This window comes from Streptomyces triculaminicus (genome assembly GCF_017349075.1).
In the GTDB taxonomy this organism is placed as follows: domain Bacteria; phylum Actinomycetota; class Actinomycetes; order Streptomycetales; family Streptomycetaceae; genus Streptomyces; species Streptomyces triculaminicus.
The window spans coordinates 373694-393318 of record NZ_JAFMOF010000003.1; the positions used below are offsets into that span (position 1 = coordinate 373694).

13 protein-coding genes and 1 pseudogene are annotated in these 19625 nt (G+C 72.9%); 10 read left to right on the plus strand and 4 right to left on the minus strand.

Going from position 1 to position 19625, the window contains the following annotated elements:
- Positions 1-160: 160 nt before the first annotated feature.
- The 3 genes from J1792_RS20345 (at position 161) to J1792_RS20355 (ending at position 9965) form a co-directional block, all read left to right on the plus strand.
- Complete coding sequence (locus tag J1792_RS20345) at positions 161-3946, plus strand: multifunctional oxoglutarate decarboxylase/oxoglutarate dehydrogenase thiamine pyrophosphate-binding subunit/dihydrolipoyllysine-residue succinyltransferase subunit (protein ID WP_207247954.1); 3786 nt, start codon at positions 161-163, stop codon at positions 3944-3946.
- Positions 3947-4228: 282 nt separating this feature from the next.
- A complete protein-coding gene (locus J1792_RS20350; RefSeq protein WP_307843052.1) occupies positions 4229-6949 on the plus strand; it encodes a M4 family metallopeptidase in 2721 nt (906 codons plus the stop codon).
- 124 nt (positions 6950-7073) lie between these two features.
- Positions 7074-9965, plus strand: coding sequence for a M4 family metallopeptidase (locus J1792_RS20355; protein ID WP_207247956.1), 2892 nt, complete (start codon positions 7074-7076; stop codon positions 9963-9965).
- Between the two features lie 103 nt (positions 9966-10068).
- Here J1792_RS20355 and J1792_RS20360 read toward each other — a convergent pair whose 3' ends face one another.
- Positions 10069-10914, minus strand: coding sequence for a lysozyme (locus J1792_RS20360; protein WP_086571829.1), 846 nt, complete (start codon positions 10912-10914; stop codon positions 10069-10071).
- 112 nt (positions 10915-11026) lie between these two features.
- On the opposite strand from J1792_RS20360, the gene J1792_RS20365 reads away from it, so the two are divergent.
- On the plus strand, positions 11027-11521 hold the full coding sequence (locus J1792_RS20365) for a MarR family winged helix-turn-helix transcriptional regulator (RefSeq protein ID WP_086571831.1): 495 nt from the start codon (positions 11027-11029) through the stop codon (positions 11519-11521).
- A 47-nt stretch (positions 11522-11568) separates the two neighbouring features.
- On the opposite strand, the gene J1792_RS20370 is transcribed toward J1792_RS20365, so the two are convergent.
- A complete protein-coding gene (locus tag J1792_RS20370) occupies positions 11569-12342 on the minus strand; it encodes a hypothetical protein (RefSeq protein WP_086571833.1) in 774 nt (257 codons plus the stop codon).
- A gap of 165 nt (positions 12343-12507) precedes the next feature.
- On the opposite strand from J1792_RS20370, the gene J1792_RS20375 reads away from it, so the two are divergent.
- From J1792_RS20375 to J1792_RS20400, 6 genes and pseudogenes are all read left to right on the plus strand, one after another.
- The gene (locus J1792_RS20375; protein WP_207247957.1) at positions 12508-15306 is read left to right on the plus strand and encodes a nitrate- and nitrite sensing domain-containing protein; all 2799 of its coding nucleotides are present in this window, start codon (positions 12508-12510) and stop codon (positions 15304-15306) included.
- Positions 15282-15485 (plus strand): hypothetical protein, encoded by a 204-nt coding sequence (locus tag J1792_RS20380; RefSeq protein ID WP_207247958.1) that lies wholly within the window; start codon positions 15282-15284, stop codon positions 15483-15485. The genes J1792_RS20375 and J1792_RS20380 overlap by 25 nt, the downstream gene beginning before the upstream one ends.
- Positions 15482-16024, plus strand: coding sequence for a roadblock/LC7 domain-containing protein (locus J1792_RS20385; protein WP_086573051.1), 543 nt, complete (start codon positions 15482-15484; stop codon positions 16022-16024). The genes J1792_RS20380 and J1792_RS20385 overlap by 4 nt, the downstream gene beginning before the upstream one ends.
- Positions 16021-16494, plus strand: coding sequence for a DUF742 domain-containing protein (locus J1792_RS20390; RefSeq protein WP_086573050.1), 474 nt, complete (start codon positions 16021-16023; stop codon positions 16492-16494). The genes J1792_RS20385 and J1792_RS20390 overlap by 4 nt, the downstream gene beginning before the upstream one ends.
- Complete coding sequence (locus J1792_RS20395; protein WP_207247959.1) at positions 16475-17173, plus strand: GTP-binding protein; 699 nt, start codon at positions 16475-16477, stop codon at positions 17171-17173. The genes J1792_RS20390 and J1792_RS20395 overlap by 20 nt, the downstream gene beginning before the upstream one ends.
- A gap of 36 nt (positions 17174-17209) precedes the next feature.
- Positions 17210-18471: pseudogene (locus J1792_RS20400) on the plus strand (styrene monooxygenase/indole monooxygenase family protein).
- 13 nt (positions 18472-18484) lie between these two features.
- Here J1792_RS20400 and J1792_RS20405 read toward each other — a convergent pair.
- Together J1792_RS20405 and J1792_RS20410 are read right to left on the minus strand one after the other, a co-directional pair.
- Positions 18485-19129: a coiled-coil domain-containing protein gene (locus J1792_RS20405; RefSeq protein WP_086573045.1), complete on the minus strand. Its 645-nt coding sequence runs from the start codon at positions 19127-19129 to the stop codon at positions 18485-18487.
- Positions 19130-19231: 102 nt separating this feature from the next.
- Positions 19232-19495 (minus strand): DUF8847 domain-containing protein, encoded by a 264-nt coding sequence (locus J1792_RS20410; RefSeq protein WP_086573044.1) that lies wholly within the window; start codon positions 19493-19495, stop codon positions 19232-19234.
- Positions 19496-19625: the final 130 nt, after the last annotated feature.

The window sequence follows — 19625 nt, forward strand, 5'->3', positions numbered from 1 at the left end:
GAACCACCGGGTTTTCCCGCCATGTCATGCCCTGAAACCCGGGTCCGAGTGTGACTTAGGCGACGACTGGCCCGGGTGGCCTGCATCTAAGGTCCCGACAGGCGTAGCCTTTATTCCCGCTGTCCACCACCTTAGGAAGCGGAAGAGGGCGGTTGCCGCCGTGTCGCCACAGTCCCCCAACACCTCGAGCATCTCGACCGACCAAACGGGGCAGGCCAAGAGTCCTGCCGACGTGTTCGGTCCCAATGAGTGGCTCGTCGACGAGATCTACCAGCAGTACCTCCAGGACCCGAACTCGGTCGACCGAGCCTGGTGGGACTTCTTCGCCGACTACAAGCCGGGCCAGGCGGCGGCTGCGCCGCCGACGGATGCCGGGGCCCCGGTGACGCCGGCCGCGCCGGCGCCGGCCCCCGTCGCCCCGGCCCAGCCGGCCCCCGCTGCCCAGGCCCCCGCGGCCCCGGCCGCTCCGGCCCCTGTCGCCCCGGCTCCGGCCGCCGCGCCCGCGAAGCCCGCCCCCGTGGCGAAGCCCGCGGTCGCCAAGCCGGCCGCGGCCGCGAAGCCGGCCACCGAGCCGGCCGCCGGCCCGGAGTTCGTCACCCTGCGCGGTCCGTCCGCCGCGGTCGCCAAGAACATGAACCTCTCCCTGGAGCTGCCGACGGCCACGTCCGTCCGCGCGGTCCCGGTGAAGCTGCTGTTCGACAACCGCATCGTCATCAACAACCACCTGCAGCGTGCCCGCGGTGGCAAGGTCTCCTTCACGCACCTCATCGGCTTCGCCATGGTGCAGGCGCTGAAGCTGATGCCGTCGATGAACTACTCCTTCACGGAGAAGGACGGCAAGCCCACCCTCGTCAAGCCCGAGCACGTCAACCTCGGTCTGGCGATCGACCTGGTCAAGCCCAACGGCGACCGCCAGCTCGTGGTCGCGGCCATCAAGAAGGCCGAGACGCTCAACTTCTTCGAGTTCTGGCAGGCGTACGAGGACATCGTCCGCCGCGCCCGGGTCGGCAAGCTGACGATGGACGACTTCACCGGAGTCACCGCGTCGCTCACCAACCCCGGCGGCATCGGCACCGTGCACTCCGTGCCGCGCCTGATGCCCGGCCAGGGCCTGATCATCGGCGTGGGCGCCATGGACTACCCGGCCGAGTTCCAGGGCACCTCGCAGGACGCCCTGAACAAGCTGGGCATCTCCAAGGTCATGACCCTGACCTCGACGTACGACCACCGCGTGATCCAGGGCGCCGCCTCCGGCGAGTTCCTGCGGGTCATGAACCAGCTGCTGCTGGGCGAGAACGGCTTCTACGACGAGATCTTCGAGGCGCTGCGCATCCCCTACGAGCCGGTCCGCTGGCTCAAGGACATCGACGCCTCGCACGACGACGACGTCACGAAGGCCGCCCGCGTCTTCGAGCTGATTCACTCCTACCGGGTCCGCGGCCACGTCATGGCCGACACCGACCCGCTGGAGTACAAGCAGCGCAAGCACCCCGACCTCGACATCACCGAGCACGGCCTCACCCTGTGGGACCTCGAGCGCGAGTTCGCGGTCGGCGGCTTCGCCGGCAAGTCGATGATGAAGCTGCGCGACATCCTGGGCGTGCTCCGCGACTCGTACTGCCGCACCACCGGCATCGAGTTCATGCACATCCAGGACCCCAAGCAGCGCAAGTGGATCCAGGACCGCGTCGAGCGCCCGCACTCCAAGCCGGAGCGCGAGGAGCAGCTGCGCATCCTGCGCCGCCTGAACGCCGCCGAGGCGTTCGAGACGTTCCTGCAGACGAAGTACGTCGGCCAGAAGCGGTTCTCCCTGGAGGGCGGCGAGTCCGTCATCCCGCTGCTGGACGCCGTGCTGGACGCGGCCGCCGAGGCCCGCCTGGACGAGGCCGTCATCGGCATGGCCCACCGTGGCCGCCTCAACGTCCTCGCCAACATCGTCGGCAAGTCCTACGCGCAGATCTTCCGCGAGTTCGAGGGCAACCTCGACCCGAAGTCGATGCACGGCTCCGGCGACGTGAAGTACCACCTGGGTGCCGAGGGCGTCTTCACCGGCCTGGACGGCGAGCAGATCAACGTCTCGCTGGCCGCCAACCCCTCCCACCTGGAGACGGTCGACCCGGTCGTCGAGGGCATCGCCCGCGCCAAGCAGGACATCATCGGCAAGGCCGGCACGGACTTCACCGTCCTGCCGATCCAGCTGCACGGCGACGCGGCCTTCGCGGGCCAGGGCGTCGTGGCCGAGACCCTGAACATGTCGCAGCTGCGCGGCTACCGCACCGGCGGCACCGTGCACATCGTCATCAACAACCAGGTCGGCTTCACCGCGCCGCCGGAGTCCTCGCGCTCGTCGATGTACTGCACCGACGTCGCCCGGATGATCGAGGCGCCGATCTTCCATGTGAACGGTGACGACCCGGAGGCCGTGGTCCGCGTCGCGCGGCTCGCCTTCGAGTTCCGCCAGGCGTTCAACAAGGACGTCGTCATCGACCTGATCTGCTACCGCCGCCGCGGCCACAACGAGTCCGACAACCCGGGCTTCACCCAGCCGCTGATGTACGACCTGATCGACAAGAAGCGCTCGGTGCGCAAGCTGTACACCGAGTCCCTCATCGGTCGTGGCGACATCACCCTCGAAGAGGCCGAGCAGGCGCTGCAGGACTACCAGGGCCAGCTCGAGAAGGTCTTCATCGAGGTCCGCGAGGCCGACACGGCTCCGGCCCCGGCCGCCGCCCCGGCCCCGCTGGACGGCTTCCCGGTCGCGGTGGACACCGCGATCTCCCAGGAGGTCGTCAAGCGGATCTCCGAGTCCCAGGTCAACCTGCCGGAGGGCGTCACCGTCCACCCGCGCCTGCTGCCGCAGCTCCAGCGCCGCGCCTCCAGCGTCGAGGACGGCACGATCGACTGGGGCACGGGCGAGACCCTCGCCTTCGGCTCGCTGCTGATGGAGGGCACCCCGGTCCGGCTCGCCGGCCAGGACTCCCGCCGCGGCACCTTCGGCCAGCGCCACGCGGTGCTCGTCGACCGCGAGACCGGCGAGGACTTCACCCCGCTGCTCTACCTCTCCGAGGACCAGGCCCGCTTCAACGTCTACGACTCGCTGCTCAGCGAGTACGCGGCGATGGGCTTCGAGTACGGCTACTCGCTCGCCCGCCCCGAGGCGCTGGTGATGTGGGAGGCCCAGTTCGGTGACTTCGTCAACGGCGCCCAGAGCATCGTCGACGAGTTCATCTCCTCCTCCGAGCAGAAGTGGGGCCAGACCTCCGGCGTCACCCTGCTGCTGCCGCACGGCTACGAGGGCCAGGGCCCGGACCACTCCTCGGCCCGCGTCGAGCGCTTCCTCCAGCTGTGCGCGCAGAACAACATGACGGTCGCCATGCCGACGCTGCCGTCGAACTACTTCCACCTGCTGCGCTGGCAGGTCCACAACCCGCACCACAAGCCGCTGATCGTCTTCACTCCGAAGTCGATGCTGCGTCTGAAGGCCGCGGCGTCGAAGGTGGAGGAGTTCACCACCGGCGGCTTCCGCCCGGTGATCGGTGACGACCAGGTCAAGGCCGAGGACGTCCGCAAGGTCGTCTTCTGCGCCGGCAAGGTCTACTACGACCTCATCGCCGAGCGCGACAAGCGCGGCGCGACCGACACGGCCATCATCCGCCTCGAGCGCCTCTACCCGCTGCCGGGTGCCGAGCTCCAGGCCGAGATCGCCAAGTTCCCCAACGCCGAGAAGTACATCTGGGCGCAGGAGGAGCCGGCGAACCAGGGTGCGTGGCCGTTCATCGCGCTCAACCTGATCGACCACCTGGACCTGGCGGTCGGCGCCGACGTCCCGGCCCGTGAGCGACTGCGCCGGATCTCCCGGCCGCACTCCTCCTCCCCGGCCGTCGGCTCCGCCAAGCGCCACCAGGCCGAGCAGCAGGCCCTGGTCGCCGAGGTCTACGACGCCTGACCTCGGATGATCCGGTAGCACCACATCACCGGCCCCCACCGCTTCGGCGGTGGGGGCCGGTGGCGTTCCCGGGCCGTAGGCCCGTCCGGAGCGGCCGGAAGCCGCCCTTGCAGTTCCCTCGCACCCATTGAACCGCCTCCGTCACCCCGGTTGCATGTTCCCCTGTCATGGTTCGTTCCGGCGTCGGCCGGTACGTACGGAGGGGGCAACTTGCGCGGAAACAGAGCACGTTCGAGAAGACAGGCAGGGGCGGCAGCGCTGGTCGGCGCTGCCGCCCTTGTCGTGACCGGCCTGCCCGGCCAGGCCCTCGCGGCCTCTCCGGCGCCCGGTCCGGGCGAGGTGGTGCCGGGGACGGGCACCGCCACGCCGGCGCTGGTGGACGGGATCCGGGAGGGGGTGACGGCCGCCGGCAGCGCGGCCGACGCGGCGCGCGGGCACCTCGCCGGCAAGCGGGACCGTTACCGCATCGCCGATCCGGGCCGCGACCTGAAGCCGTTACGGACCACGAGCGCCGGCTCCTCCGAGACGGTGCGGCTGCAGCAGAAGCACCGGGGGATCGACGTCCTGGGCGGGCAGTACGTGGTCCGGATGGAGAAGAAGGACGGCAAGCGCGTCGTCACCGGCACCTCCGGCAAGTACTTCACCGCCCTCAAGGCCGACACCAAGGCCGACGTGAGCGAGGAGACCGCCGTCGAGCGGGCGGTCGACGCGACGCTCGCGCAGTTGGGGCGCGACGACGGCTTCGGCGGGGGCGACGAGGGGTCGCCGTCGCTGACCGGCACCGCGCGCGGGCTCGTCATCGTGCCCAAGGGCGCCGGCGTGCTGGCCCACCACGTCACGGTGCGCGGCACGGACCGGGCCGGCGGGCAGCCGGTGCTGCGCGAGGTGTACGTCGACGCCAAGGCCGGCTACCCGGTGCTGCAGTACAGCGGCATCAGGACATTCGGCGCCCCGGCCGCCGCGAGCGGTGGCGCGGCGCAGGCCCCGCGCGCCAAGGCGGCCGCCGACGCCCCGGGGGTCAGGGGCTCGGGGGTCACGTACGACGGCACCACGGTCGAGCTGCAGCTCACGCAGGACGACGGGAGCAAGGAGTACCTCATGCGGGACCAGTCCCGCATGCGCGGCAGCAGCAAGAACGTCCTCTCGACCTGGGACGCGCGCGGCAAGGACGTGAGCGAGACGTCAGGCCGCTGGCCCGAGGGCATCAAGGAGTTCGGCTCGAAGGGCCCGCAGTTCTCCCAGGAGTTCACCGAGGCGGGCGCGGTGGACGCGCACTGGGCCGCCGGCAAGGTCTACGACTACTACAAGCAGGCGCACGGCCGTGACAGCCTCGACGGCCGGGGCATGACCATCAACTCCCTCGTCGGCGTCACCTACTTCGGCATGCCGTACGTCAACGCCTTCTGGGACGGCACCAAGATGGTCTACGGCTCGGGCGACAAGGAGTACCGCACCCTCTCCGCCGGCCTCGACGTGGTCGGTCACGAGATGACGCACGGGGTCGTGGAGAACACCGCGAACCTCGTCTACGCCGGACAGTCCGGCGCCATGAACGAGGCGGTCGCCGACTACTTCGGCAACGCCATCAAGACGGACGCGTACGGCACCTCCATGGACAGCCCAGACTCCGGGCTGCTCGGCGAGCGGCTGTGCCGTACCAAGACCCCGCGCGAATGCGCCATCCGCGACCTCAACGACGGCCGGACGACCTCCAAGTCCTTCCTCGGTGTGAGCTTCGCGACCGACAACGGCGGCGTGCACCTCAACTCCACGATCTTCTCGGGCGCGCTGTGGGACATCCGCAAGGACGTCGACCGGGCGCTGGCGGACCGGATCGTCTACAAGGCGCTCACCGAGTACATGACGCCGCTCGACGGCTTCACCGAGGGCCGCAACGCGGTCATCGCCGCCGCCAAGGCCCTCAAGGTCCCGGCCAAGGACCGGAACGCGGTCACCCGTGCCTTCAACGCCCACGGCATCGTCCCCAACTGGGAGCAGGCCATGGGAGTGGACTCCGACCAGCTGCTGGGGCGGCTGAACACCTCCAACACGACGGTCGGCGCGGGCGGCGGCTGGTGGGCGGCGTCCAAGTCCGACGACAGCGGTGGCGAGGCGTACTCCGTGTGGGCCGGCAAGGTGGCCGGCGGCGGCGCCCAGAAGCTGATCAGCCCCAACGACGGCCGCTACCACGTCAACCCGGCCACCGACGGCAAGACGGTGGTGTGGGAGGCCTACGGGCCGGGGAACGTGGAGCTGCTGTCGCGGCCGCTGGCGGGCGGACCGGTCAAGAAGCTGTGGTCCAACCGGCGGGGGATGCGCGGGCTGAAGGTCGAGGGCAAGGTCGTGGTGTGGGCGGAGTCCCCGCGCGCGTCCGTCGGCCTGCAGGTGATGTACCTGCGCCCCGGTGACGCGGAGCCGACCCCGGTGGGCCACCGCAGCACCCGGGACGCGACGTCGCTGCAGTCGATCAGCGGCGGGCGGATCGCCTACGCCCAGCGCACGTACCACGCGCGCCCCACCAGGGGATACACGTACTCCGTCGAGGTCCTCGACACCGCCACCGGGAAGACCACGGTCGTCCAGGCCCCCGGCAGGCACTCCGTGGGGCAGACCGGCGTCACCGGCAAGCACGTCTTCTGGCTGGTCGACGAGGTCGACGACCAGGGCCAGCGGGGCGTCCGGCGGGCGAACCTCGACGGTACGGGCACGGTGGACGTCAGCAAGGAGCAGGGCGCCGACGCCCTCCACGCCGTCACCCTGACCGCCTCGGACGAGGCGGTGACGGTCACCGCCGCCACCCCGGACACGCAGTACCGCAACGAGACGCTCTCCAAGCTCTGGCAGCTCTCGGCGGACGGCACGCGCTCGGGCCGCGTCTCCTGCAACCGCGGTGAGCAGGCCGCCGCCGCGGCGGCGGGCGGCAGGCAGGTGGTGTGGATCGACGGCACCACCGGCTACACCGACCTGGTGACCCGCGGCCGTCCGGCGGGCAACTGCGGCTGAACCGGAGGGGAAACGACCGTGCCCGCGTGCGCAGGAACGCCATCACGACGCGCCGCGTGGGCACGGCCGAAAGTGACCCATCGACACTGACGACCCATTGATCTCTCTTCGCCACACCGATTGCATGTCCCCCGACCACAGATGTTCCGGCGTTCCGGCACGTACGGAGGGGGAATCCTTGCGTAAGCCCAGAGCACGTTCAGGAAGACCGGCTACGAAAAGCGGGATAGCGGGGGCGGCAGCGCTGTTGGGCGCTGCCGCCCTCGTCGTCTCGGCGGTGCCCGGCCAGGCCCTCGCGGCCCCGGCCGGTTCGGACCCCGCCGAGGTGATACCGGGGACGGGCACCTCCACCCCGTCGCTGGTGGACGGCATCCGGGAGGGTGTGAAGTCCACCGGCAGCGCGGCCGACGCGGCGCGCGGGCACCTCGCCGACAAGAAGAGCCGCTACCGCATCGCCGACCCGGGCCGCGACCTCAAGCCCGTCCAGACGCTCACGACCGGGGCGTCCGAGACGGTCAGGCTGCAGCAGAAGCACCGGGGGATCGACGTCCTCGGCGGGCAGTACGTCGTGCGGATGGAGAAGAAGGACGGCAAGCGCGTCGTCACCGGCACGTCCGGCAAGTACTTCACCGCTCTCAAGGCCGACACCAAGGCCGAGGTCGGCGAGGAGCTGGCCGTCCAGCGGGCCGTGAACGCGACGCTCGCCCGGATCGGCGGGAAGAAGCTGGACAAGAGCGCCGTCGCCGCGCAGCGCGGCCTCAAGGCGGCGCCGCGCCTGACCGGCACGGCGCGCGGCCTGGTCGTGCTGCCCAAGGGCGCCGGCGTGCTGGCCCACCACGTGACCGTACGCGGCACCGACCCGGCCTCGGGCGAGCCGGTGCTGCGCGAGGTCTACATCGACGCCAAGGCCGGCTACCCGGTGCTGCAGTACAGCGCCATCAAGACCTTCGGCGCGTCGGCGGCGGCCCCCGCGGCGGGCGCGAGCGAGGGCAAGGCGGGTGCGGGCAAGGCCCCCGAGGAGGCCGGGCGCCACCCGGGCGTCGCGGGGTCCGGCGTCAAGCTCGACGGCAGCACCGTCGAGCTGGGCCTGTACTTCGACACCGCGCGCGGCGAGTACCTCATGCGTGACCACGCGCGCATGTGGGACTCCAGCAAGAACCTGATCGCCACCTGGGACGCCCACGAGAAGGACGCCAACGAGGCGTCCGGCCGCTGGCCCGAGGGCATCAAGGAGTTCGGCTCCAAGAGCCCGCAGTTCCCCAAGGAGGCCACCGAGGCGGGCGCGGTCGACGCGCACTGGGCGGCCGGCAAGGTCTACGACTACTACAAGAAGGTCCACGGCCGGGACAGTCTCGACGGCCGGGGCATGACGATCAACTCCCTCGTCGGCGTCACCTTCTTCGGCATGCCGTACGTCAACGCCTTCTGGGACGGCACCAAGATGGTGTACGGCTCGGGCGACAAGGAGTACAAGACGCTCTCGGCCGACCTCGACGTCGTCGGCCACGAGATGACGCACGGCGTGGTGGAGAACACCGCGGGCCTGGTCTACGCCGGCCAGTCCGGCGCGCTCAACGAGGCGATCGCCGACTACTTCGGCAACGCCATCGCCGTGGACGCGGCCGGCATGGCCATGGACCACCCCGACGCGGGCCTGCTCGGCGGCGACCTGTGCCGCACCAAGTCCCCGCGTCAGTGCGCCCTCCGCGACCTCAACGACGGCGCGACGACGTCCAAGAACTTCCTGGGCGTGAGCTTCGCCAACGACAACGGCGGCGTGCACCTCAACTCCACGATCTTCTCGGGCGCCCTGTGGGACATCCGCGAGGACCTGGGCCGCACCCTCGCCGACAAGATCGCCTACAAGGCGCTGTCGGAGTACATGACGCCGCTCGACGGCTTCACCGAGGGCCGTAACGCCGTCCTTTCCGCCGCCAAGGCCCTCAAGATCTCGGCGAAGGACATGAACGTCGTCAAGCGGTCGTTCAACGCCCACGGCATCGTCCCGAACTGGGAGGAGGCCCTCGGCGTCGACACCGACCGTCTCTTCGGCCGGCTCAACACCGCCGACACGACGGTCGGCGCGGGCGGCGGCTGGTGGTCCGCGTCGAAGTCCAACGACGACGGCACCGAGGCCTACTCGGTCTGGGCCGGGCGTACGGACGGCAAGGGCTCGCCGAAGCTGATGAGCCCCAACGACGGCCGCTTCCATGTGAACCCGGCGACCGACGGCAAGAGCGTGGTGTGGGAGGCGTACGGGCCGGCGGGCGTGGAGGTCCTGTCCCGGCCGCTCGCGGGCGGTCCCGTCAAGAAGCTGTACGTCACCACCGACCTGGTGCGCGGCGTGCGGGTCGAGGGCGCGGTGGTGACCTTCGAGACGATGGACAGCTTCGGCGCCCGGCACGCGGGGTACCTGCGCACGGGTGACAAGGAGCCCACCTGGGTGGACGGGCGCAAGGCCGACGTGGGGTCGGCCGTGCCGTCCATCGGCGGCGGGCGCATCGCGTACGCCAAGGCGTACCCGGAGGGCGACTCGTACCGTATGGGCGTCGAGGTGCTGGACCTGGCGAGCGGCGGGCGCACGCTGATGCCGCAGCTGGGCACCCCGCAGACCATCGGCCAGACGGCCGTCACCGGCAAGCACGTGTACTGGCTGGCCGACGAGGTCGTCGACCAGGGCCAGACGGCGGTCCGGCGGGCGAACGTCGACGGTACGGGCGTGGTGGACCTCAGCAAGGAGAAGGGGGACGACGCGCTGTACGCGTCCGACCTGACCGCCTCCGAGGCCGCGGTGACCGTGACGGCCCAGCTGCCGGACGTCCGCTACCGCAACGAGTCGATGGCCAAGCTGTGGCAGTTCGGCGTGGACGGCGGGGCCCGGGCGCGGGTCTCCTGCAACCGTGGTGAGCAGGCCGCCGCCGCGGCGGCGGGCGGCAAGCAGGTGGTGTGGCTGGACGGCACCACCGGCTACACCGACCTGGTCACCCGCACCCGCCCGGCGGGCAACTGCGGCTAGCCCCCGCGGCCGGAAGTACCGCTGAACACGGCCGGGCCCCCGGCGCCGATGGCGCCGGGGGCCCGGCTCGTATTCGCCTCCTCGCCGTGCCGGCGCGCGGGCGTCAGCCGTAGGCGAGCGTCTTCAGGCGGCTGAGCGTGCCGTTGAAGCGGTTGTGGTCGCCGACGGTCGGTCCGGAGTCGGTGTACTGCCAGAAGGTGTAGAAGCCCCAGCCGGCCGGGAGCTCGCCGGAGGCGGAGCCGTAGCGCGGCATCCACAGCGGGTTCCAGCCGCCGAATCCGTTGTGGTTGCCGGTGCACTTCTTCCACCACGTGGTGGAGGTGTACAGCACCGCGTCGCGCCCGGTGCGCTCGCGGTAGGTGTCGAAGAAGTCCTCGATCCAGTCGATCATGCGGCCGGTGGACATGCCGTAGCACTGACTGCCGTAGGGGTTGTACTCCATGTCGAGCACCCCCGGCAGCGTCCTGCCGTCACTCGACCAGCCGCCGCCGTGGTCGGTGAAGTAGTCGGCCTGCGCGGCGCCGCTGGAGGTGTCCGGGAGCGCGAAGTGGTACGCGCCGCGGATCATGCCCTCCCGGTACGCGCCCTTGTACTGCTGAGAGAAGTAGGGGTTGGTGTAGCCGGTGCCCTCGCTGGCCTTGACGTAGGCGAACCGGGCCCCGCTGTCCCAGAGCTTCGACCAGGAGACGTTGGCGTTGTGGCTGCTGACGTCGACGCCCTCGACATGGGCGAGCGCGGAGTTGTCGGGGAGTGCGGGCGCGCTCTCGTGGTCGCGGAGGGTGGAGCCCATCCAGTCCCGGTCGGGGTGGGCGGGGCGTCCTTCGCTGGACGCCGCCGTGGCGGACGGGAGGGTGACGACCAGGGCGAGCGCGGCCAGCAGGGAGACGAGGTGGGCCGCCATGGTGGTGGGGGGTGTCCGGCGGCCCGGACCGCAGCGGTACACGGGCATGAGCTGCCTCCGAGACCAGGGTGGGGGGAGTGGGCGATACTGACACAGCCGCGGCGACGTGCCGCGGCCGCGGACATCTTTCGGTGGCCGGTAACGCAGGAGAGGGCCTCACGTGCACGAGAGCAGGACGCCGTCCGGCGAGGGGGGCTGCCCGGGCCCGGGCGACGGCACGGGAGTGGACCGGGCCTTCCTCGCCCTGGAGCGGGAGCTGTCGGTCTTCCTCCGCCGCGCCCGGGCCTCCTCCGGCGAGCTGGCCCGCCAGGTCCACCCGGACCTCGAGCCGGCGGCGTACGGCCTGCTCGTCCGGCTGGAGGAGACCGGCCAGCAGCGGGCCACCGACCTCGCCGCGTACTTCGGCGTCGGCAAGGCCACGATGAGCCGTCAGCTGCGCGCCCTGTACGACCTCGGGCTGGTCGACCGCGAGCCGGATCCGGCCGACGGCCGGGCCTCCCTCGTCCAGATCACCGACGAGGGCCGGGCCCGCTTCACCCGGGTGCGCGACGCCCGGCGCACGCTGTACATGAGCAAGCTCGCCGACTGGGACCGCACCGAGATCGCCGAGCTGGCCCGGCTGCTCCACCAGCTGAACGAGCGGGCGGAGGCGTAGCCGCGGCGCGGTGACGGGTCCGACATTCGGACAAAGAGCGCATCTCATTACAATTCAGCGTAAAGGGCTGCCGCATCGTCATGGGGCTTGCCGCGCCGGAAGGACCGCCCGTCCGGGTCGGCGAGCTCCGCCTCGCGCACCCGCTCGATGAGCGCCTCGGGCCCCTCCTTCGCCAGGACCGAGAGGCACTCCCGCCAGCCGCCCGCCCGGAACACCTCCACCCAGCGGGCGGCGCCGTCGCTGAGCGCGCCCAGTGCCCGTACGTCCGTACGAGGCGTGGCGCCGGTGACCGCCCGGCCGGCCACGGCCGGGTCCGCGGCCGCCGTGAAGAAGCCCCCCTCCGCGTTGCGCAGGCGGTCCGTCACCGGGCCCACGGCCGCCAGGCGCGCGATCCGGTCGTCGAGCACGGCCCGTACCGTGCCGTCCAGCGCCTCGATCAGCAGCACGGAGTCCGACAGCACCAGGTGCTCCACCGTCGTCGCGTCCCAGCGCGCCAGGACGACCGTGGCCTGCGGGGTGCGCCGGTGGGAGAGGTCGCAGCCGTCCCGATGGGCGTCGGCGGTACGGGAGATGGCGGCCGACAGGCAGTCGGACAGGGTCATGTCGGGCCGTGAGACGGCCAGTTCGAGCAACGCGCCGCCGAGCCGCGCCGTGAACCACGGGACGCCGTGCATGCACCCCGTCCCGCCGTCCGGCGGCGGCGTCACCCCGTCGAGCAGCACGAGCGCCCCGCCGTGGCCCGAGGCGGGCAGGGCGACCGACACGAAATCCTCGTTCGGGCGAAGCGAATCCCCGGGCTGGGTGGCCAGTTCGATGCGCATGCGACCAGTGTGCAGGATGCCCGAATTTCCCCACCCGTTGACGCGCATCCTTCCGGCGCGCCGGGCTGTTTACCTGAGTGGGCACTTGCCGGGGGGATGCGGTCGGTGCCACCAGCCAGGGGCCACCAGGGGTGGGACACGGACGACAGCAGATTGCGAGCACCGGTGCGGAAGAAGCGACTTCGCGGCGGCCAGCGCGAACAGCAGACATCGGGGGTGCCGGAGCGCACCGCCCGCGTACGCAACCGACTCATCGCCTCCGTCGCCGTCGTCTCCCTGACGGCCCTGGGCGCGGGCGCGTTCGGCATCGCCGACGCCATACGCGACCTCGGCGACTCCCGCCGCCTGGCCGCCCTCGCCACGTCCGGCAGCGGTGCCGTCGCGCTCGCCCATTCCCTGGCCGACGAGCGCGACGCCATGACCGAGCACGCGGCCGCCGGGCGCGGCGGCGCCCCCGAGCCCGTCGGCGCCGCCGAGGACCGCCGCGCCCGCGTCGACCGCCAGGTCGACGAGTTCCGGACCACCGCGCCCCTGTCCCTGCAGCGCCGGCTGGACACCCTGCCCGAGGTGCGCCGCCGCGCCCTGACCGGCTCCGCCGACGCCCGCTCGGTCTTCACCGCCTACACCGCCGTGATCCAGGCCCTGCACGGCAGCGCCGCCTCCCTCGCCCACCGGCTGCCCTCGCGCGCCCGGTCCGACGACGCGACGGCCCTGCCCGCGCTCGGCCGCGCCGTCGAGGAGGCCTCCGCCGGCCGCGGCCTGCTCCTGGCCGCGCTCGCCGCCCGCGGCACCCAGCCGCAACTGACCGCCCTCGCCCAGGGAGCCGCCCTGCGGGAGCGGGCCGCCCTCGACGAGTTCCGCCTGCTCGCCCCCGCCGCGCTGCGCGCCGAGTACGCCCGTACGCTCGCCGGAGCGCAGGTCGCCGACGCCCGGGCCCGGCTGGACCGGCTCGTCGCCAGGCCGCAGGCCGCCGCCGCCGAGATCGAGCACCCCGGCCCCGTACGGGCCGGGCTCACCGCCCGCCTCGACCGCCTGCGCGGCCTCGAATCCGGCCTCGCCACGGAGCAGATGGCCCGCCTGGCCGCCCTGCGCGACCACGACGCGACGGCCCTGGAGGTGCGCGGCACCCTCGCCGCGCTCTGCTTCCTGCTCGTGCTCGGCACCTGCGTCCAGTCCGCCCGCTCCATCACCCGCCCGCTCGCCGCCCTGCGGACCGGCGCCCGGCGGGTGTGCGCCGACCCGGTCACCAAGGAACCGGTCTCCTTCCAGGGCCGCGACGACGAATTCGCCGAGATCGCCCGCTCCGTCAACGTCCTGCACGGCACGGTCGTGCGCATGCGCGAGCGCATCGCCCTCCTCGAGGGCGAGCGCAACCGCCTGGACGTGGCCCGGCAGGACCTCGCCGACGAACGCGACGCGCTGCGCGGCCGGTTCCAGGAGCTCGACGAGCGGATGGCCGGGCTGTCCGGCCGGGTGCACTCCACCTTCGTCAGCCTCTCCCGGCGCACGCTGGGCCTCGTCGAACGGCAGCTGACCGTCATCGAGTCCATGGAGGCCCACGAGGCGGACCCCGACCGCCTGGAGATCCTCTTCAAGCTCGACCACCTCGCCACCCGGATGCGCCGCTACAACGAGAACCTGCTCGTCCTCGCGGGCGCCGAGCAGCAGTGCGGGCACGCCGGGCCCGTCCCGCTGCTGGACGTCCTGCGGGCCGGCGTCAGCGAGATCGAGCGCTACGAACGCGTCCGCATCCACTCCCTGCCCGCCCGGGCGCAGCTCGTCGGCTTCGCCGCCGACGACATCAGCCACCTGGTGGCCGAGCTGCTGGAGAACGCCACCGCCTTCTCACCCCCCGACGTGCAGGTGCAGGTCTGCGGCTGGCTGCTGGAGAACGGCGAGGTCATGCTCTCCGTCCAGGACGAGGGCATCGGCATGGCCCCCGAGCGGCTGGGCGAGCTCAACGCCCTGCTGGCGGAGGCCGACCCCGACCTCGGGCGGTCCGGCCGCGGCGGGACGGAGGAGCCCGTCATGGGGCTCGGCCTGTACGTGGTCGCCCGGCTCGCCGCCCGGCACGGCGTCCGGGTCCAGCTGCGCGAGCAGCGGCCCGGCGGCATCACCGCCGTCGTCGTCCTGCCCGGCCACCTGCTGCCCGCCGAGCCGCCGTCCGTCACCGACCCGGCCACCGCGCCGCCGGTCCCGGGCAGCGCGCGGACCACACCGCACTCCGACCTGCCGGGCGCGGTCGCCGAGGCCAACTCCCATACGCTTCCCGGCCGTCCGCAGCACACCGGCCTGCCGGGCCAGCGGCGCTCCGGGCCCTGGGTCGAGCAGGATGAACAGACCATCCAGCTCACCACCGTGCGGTCGATCCCCGGCCCGGCCTGGCAGATGCCCGGCCCGGCGGCCGGACAGCCCCCCGTCGCGGACGACGGCCCGGCCCCGGGCCGCCACGCCCGCGCGGCGGCGGTGCCGCCCCAGGCGGCGGCCCGGCCGACGGCCCGGCCGACATCCCGGCCGCACGCGTCGTACGAGGCGTACGGGGAGTACGGGGTCTACGCCCCGGGGCCCGTGGAGGCCGGGGGAGCGGGAGGGGCTGGAGGGGGCAGGGGGCGCACGGGCAGGGCGCGCATCCGGTCTCGCACCCCACCTCGCACCCGGCCTCGTACGACCGTACGCCCCGGCCGTCCCCGTACGCCCAGGCGTCGCAGCCGGCGCAGACGTCGGCGCGCACCGCGCACGCTCCGTCCGGGCACCCGGCGGGCTCCCATGCCCAGACGCCCCACGCCCAGACGCCTTACGCGCAGCCGTCGTACGCCCAGGCCCCGCGCCCCGAGCCGCTGCGCCCCCGGCCCCGCCCCGAGCCCGCCCCGGACGGCCCCGGCGATCCGGGGCCCGGGCAGCCCGCGGGACCGGCGCTGCCCAAGCGGACGCCCAGGGTCGTGGCCCGTAACCCCGTGCCGCTGAGCGTGCGGCCGGGCGTGGACGCCGACGCTCTGCGGCGCAAGCTCGCCGGCTTCCAGCAGGGTGCGCGGGACGGACGCCGGGACGCCGAGGCGGAGTTGGCGGAGCGTGATCGTGGTACTGATCGAAACCGAGCGGGGGCGCCGGACGAGGGCGGCACTGTCGAGGAGGCACGCGGTTGACTGCATATTCCCAGGGGGCGACGCCAGTAACCCCCACGCGCACCACTGAAGTCACTGCCTTCGGGTTGAGCGACGAGGCGCGCAACCTGCGCTGGCTGCTGGCGGACCTGGTCGAGGAGGTGCCGGGCGTGCTGTCCGTCGCCGTGGTCTCCTCCGACGGCCTGCTGCTGCTCTCCTCCACCGCCGAACACCCGGCGCCGCCACCGCCCCCCGGGGCCCCGGCCGGCAGAGGCGCTTCCGGCCCGCGCGGCTCCTCCGCCGACCTCGCCACCATCGTCGCCGGGCTGGGCAGCCTGACCACGGGCGCGGCGGCCCTGATGGACGGCGGAGCCGTCAAGCAGACCATGGTCGCGATGGACGGCGGTGGACTGTTCGTCATGACCATCAGCGACGGCTCCCTGCTCGGCGTCCGCACCGCGACCGACTGCGACATGGGCGTCGTCGCCTACCACATGGCGCTCTTCGTGGGCCGGGCCGGACACGTCCTGACCCCCGAACTCCGCCGGGAGCTGCGGCAGTCGGTGGAGGCCGTCGGATGACCACGGCCGCACCCGCCCCGCCCGCCACCGCGCGCGTCCCCGCGCAGGCCAGGGCCGCCGCCCCGCGGCGGGGCGGCGGCCCGGCGGTCCGCAGGAGCGCGCGCGTCCGCCCGTACTCGCTCACCGGCGGCCGGACCCGCTTCGGGCACGTCCTGCTCGTCGAGACCTTCGTGGGCGCCCCGGCCGCGCCCCGGGCCGCCGGGCCCGGGCCGGACGTGCCCGCGCCCGGGCCCGGCGGGCTGGCCTCCCGGGTCCTGCCCGAGGCCCGCGCCATCCTCGGGCTGTGCCGCCGGCTGCGCTCGGTCGCCGAGGTCGCCGCGCTGCTGAAGATGCCGCTGGGCGTCGTACGGGTGCTCATCGCCGACCTGGCGGACCAGGGAAGGATCCGCGTCTACGGCTCCGGCCACACCCCCGGCCGGCCGGACCGCGCGCTGCTGGAAAGGGTGCTCAGTGGACTACGCAGACTCTGACCCGTCCCCCGACGCGCCGGCGGGGGAGGAGGGGGCCGCGAGCTGGCAGACGGACCTCTCCCGCGCCCCCGCCGCCACGAAGATCGTCATCGCGGGCGGCTTCGGCGTCGGCAAGACCACGTTCGTCGGCTCGGTCTCCGAGATCACCCCGCTGCGGACGGAGGCCGTCATGACCTCCGCCGGCGAGGGCGTCGACGACCCGGACGCCGTCCCGGGCAAGGCCACGACCACGGTCGCCATGGACTTCGGGCGGATCACCCTCGACGCCGACCTGGTGCTCTACCTCTTCGGCACGCCCGGCCAGAAACGGTTCTGGTTCATGTGGGACGACCTGGTGCGCGGGGCCATCGGCGCGGTCGTGATGGTCGACACCCGCCGCCTGGCCGACTGCTTCCCCGCTCTCGACTACTTCGAGAGCGGAGGCCTGCCGTACGTCGTCGCCGTCAACCACTTCGAGGGCACCCCCCGTCACGAGGCGGGGGCGGTGCGCGAGGCGCTGGCGCTGGCCCCGGACGTACCCGTCCTGATCATGGACGCCCGGCGGCGGGTCGGCGTCGTCGAGACGCTGCTGACCCTCGTCGGCCGGGCCCTCGACGTCTCACCGGGCGTCCCGGGCGTTCCGGGCGCCACGGGCGTTCCGGCCGCGCGGGGCGCCGCCCGCGGCGTCAACCCGGCGTAACCCCGGCTCAGTCACCCGATCGGAGGCGAACACACCGTGCGACGGATCCTCATCGTCGGAGCCGGCCAGTCCGGACTCCAGCTGGCCCTCGGCCTCCAGGCCAAGGGCTACGACGTCACCGTGATGACGAACCGCACACCGGAGGAGATCCGCACCGGGCGCGTGATGTCCACCCAGATCATGTTCCGCACGGCGCTGCGCTACGAGCGCGAGCTGGGCCTCAACTTCTGGGAGGCCCTCGCCCCGCGCGTCGAGGGCCTCGGCCTGTCCGTCGCCGGAACCCTGCCCGGCGTCCCCGGGGTGCAGCGGCTGATCGACTGGGTGGGACGGCTCGAGGGGCCCGCCCAGTCCGTCGACCAGCGGGTGAAGATGGCCGGCTGGCTGGACACCTTCGCCGAACGCGGCGGCAGGATCGTCCTCCACTGCGCCACCGTCTCGGACCTGGACTTCCTCGCCCACCGCTACGACCTCGTGCTCGTCGCGGCGGGCAAGGGCGAACTGGTGTCCCTCTTCCCCCGTGACCCCGCCCGCTCCCCTACGACACCCCGCAGCGCTCCCTCGCGCTCGCCTACGTCCACGGCCTGGGCCCCCGCGCCGAACACCCGGAGTACGACGCGGCCCGCTGCAACCTCGTCCCCGGCGCCGGCGAACTGTGGGTCATCCCCACCCTCACCACCTCCGGCCGCGCCGACATCCTCTTCTGGGAAGGCATGCCCGGCGGCCCCCTCGACGTCTTCCAGCACGTCGACGGCCCCGGCGAACACCTGGCCCGCACCCTGGAGCTGCTCGAGCGGTACGCCCCCTGGGAGTACGGCCGCGCCACCGCCGTCGAACTCACCGACGCCCACGCCACCCTGGCCGGCCGCTACACCCCCACCGTCCGCGACCCCGTCGGACGGCTGCCCTCCGGCGGCCTGGCCCTGGGCGTCGGCGACGCCGTCGTCGTCAACGACCCGCTCACCGGCCAGGGCTCCAACTCCGCCGCCAAGTGCGCGGCCTCGTACCTCGCCTCGATCATCGAGCGCGGCGACGAGCCCTTCGACGCCGACTGGATGCGGATGGCCTTCGAGCGGTACTGGGCCTCGGCCCGGCACGTCACCCGGTGGACCAACGCCATGCTCGGCTCACCCGCCCGGCACGTCCGCAGCCTCATCGCGGCGGCGGGCGGCCTGCAGCACGTGGCGGACCGCTTCGCCAACGGCTACGACGACCCCGCCGACTTCGAGGACTACTTCTTCGACGCGACGAAGGCGGAGGCGTTCGTGGCGGAGGCGACGGCGGTGGGGGTGGTGGGGTGAGGGCAATGGGCGGCTACGCGCGCCGCTCGAGCCGCCGCAGCTCGGCGAGCTGCTCACTGGTCACCGAGGCCAGCAGCCGCTCCACCTCGCCGAGCTGCTGCCGCGCCCGGTCGCGGTGCCGCTTGTGCGCGGCGGCGAGCGTCTGCTGGGCGTTGAGGGCGTCGCGCGCCCGGGAGGCGAGGGCGGCGGCCCGCTGCTCGCCGGACCGCAGCCGCTCCACGGTGCCCGCCCGGCGCTCGGCCGCGATCGCGATCGCGTGGCCGCGCTCCACGGCCTGGCGCGGGTCGGCCCCGAGCAGGAACTGCAGGCAGGGGGAGAAGCTCCGGGCGCCCCGGTACTGCTCCCGGGCGATCCGGCCCGCGGCCTCCCGCTCCTCCTCGAGCGCCAGCCGCGCGTCGGACAGCTCCCGGGTGAGCCGCTCGGCCTCGGCGCGCTGCTTCTTGAGCTTCTTCCCGGTGGCCGTGTAGCTGTCGGTGGCCTCCTCGGCCTGCCGGTAGAGCGCCCGCAGGCGGGTCAGCAGGGCGCTGACCGGCTGCTCGGGCGACGCGGCGGGCACCGCGCCGGCCGTCGGCGCGGGCAGGGCGAGCACGGTGCTCGCCGCGAGCGCGGCGGCGCAGGCGGCGCGACCGAGACGACTGATGCACGGCAGGCACGGCATGAGGCCGATCGTGCCACGCCCAGTATGACTAATAGGGGTAATTGGGGCGGAGTCTGCCCCGCCCATCCCTTGCATCACCCGGGTGGAGTCAGCACCCAGCGGTCACCGCGAGGACCAGGGCCACCGGATCCGGCCCTCCGGCTGCCCCTCCGGGTCGTAGACGAACTTCCACCCCTTGGGCAGCCCGAGCCGGCGCGTCACCCCCGCCTGCACCCGCCGGTAGACGAGCACGGTGGGCGCCGCCCCTTGTTCGCCCGGCACGGGAATCCGGTAGACCTTCGGCGGCAACCCCGTATGCCCGAGCAGCACGGGCAGCACCCGCCCGTCCATGGGCCCGCCCTCGAAGGGCGTGTTCTCACTTCTCACCCCACCAGTCTCCGCCAGCCCACGCGCCCGGCGCTCGCGGGGCGGCGCCGAGGCTCGACGAGGAGATCACCGCCCAGTACGGCGTGGGGTAGCGGCGCCGCCTGTCGGAGCGGATCGAGAAGACCACAAC

Excerpts from the sequence above, each read along its gene's own strand:
- J1792_RS20405 (WP_086573045.1), bottom strand. The coding sequence starts at position 19,129 with ATGCCGTGCCTGCCGTGCATCAGTCGTCTCGGTCGCGCCGCCTGCGCC.
- J1792_RS20370 (WP_086571833.1), bottom strand. The coding sequence starts at position 12,342 with ATGCGCATCGAACTGGCCACCCAGCCCGGGGATTCGCTTCGCCCGAAC.
- J1792_RS20355 (WP_207247956.1), top strand. The coding sequence starts at position 7,074 with ATGTCCCCCGACCACAGATGTTCCGGCGTTCCGGCACGTACGGAGGGG.
- J1792_RS20390 (WP_086573050.1), top strand. The coding sequence starts at position 16,021 with ATGACCACGGCCGCACCCGCCCCGCCCGCCACCGCGCGCGTCCCCGCG.
- J1792_RS20360 (WP_086571829.1), bottom strand. The coding sequence starts at position 10,914 with ATGCCCGTGTACCGCTGCGGTCCGGGCCGCCGGACACCCCCCACCACC.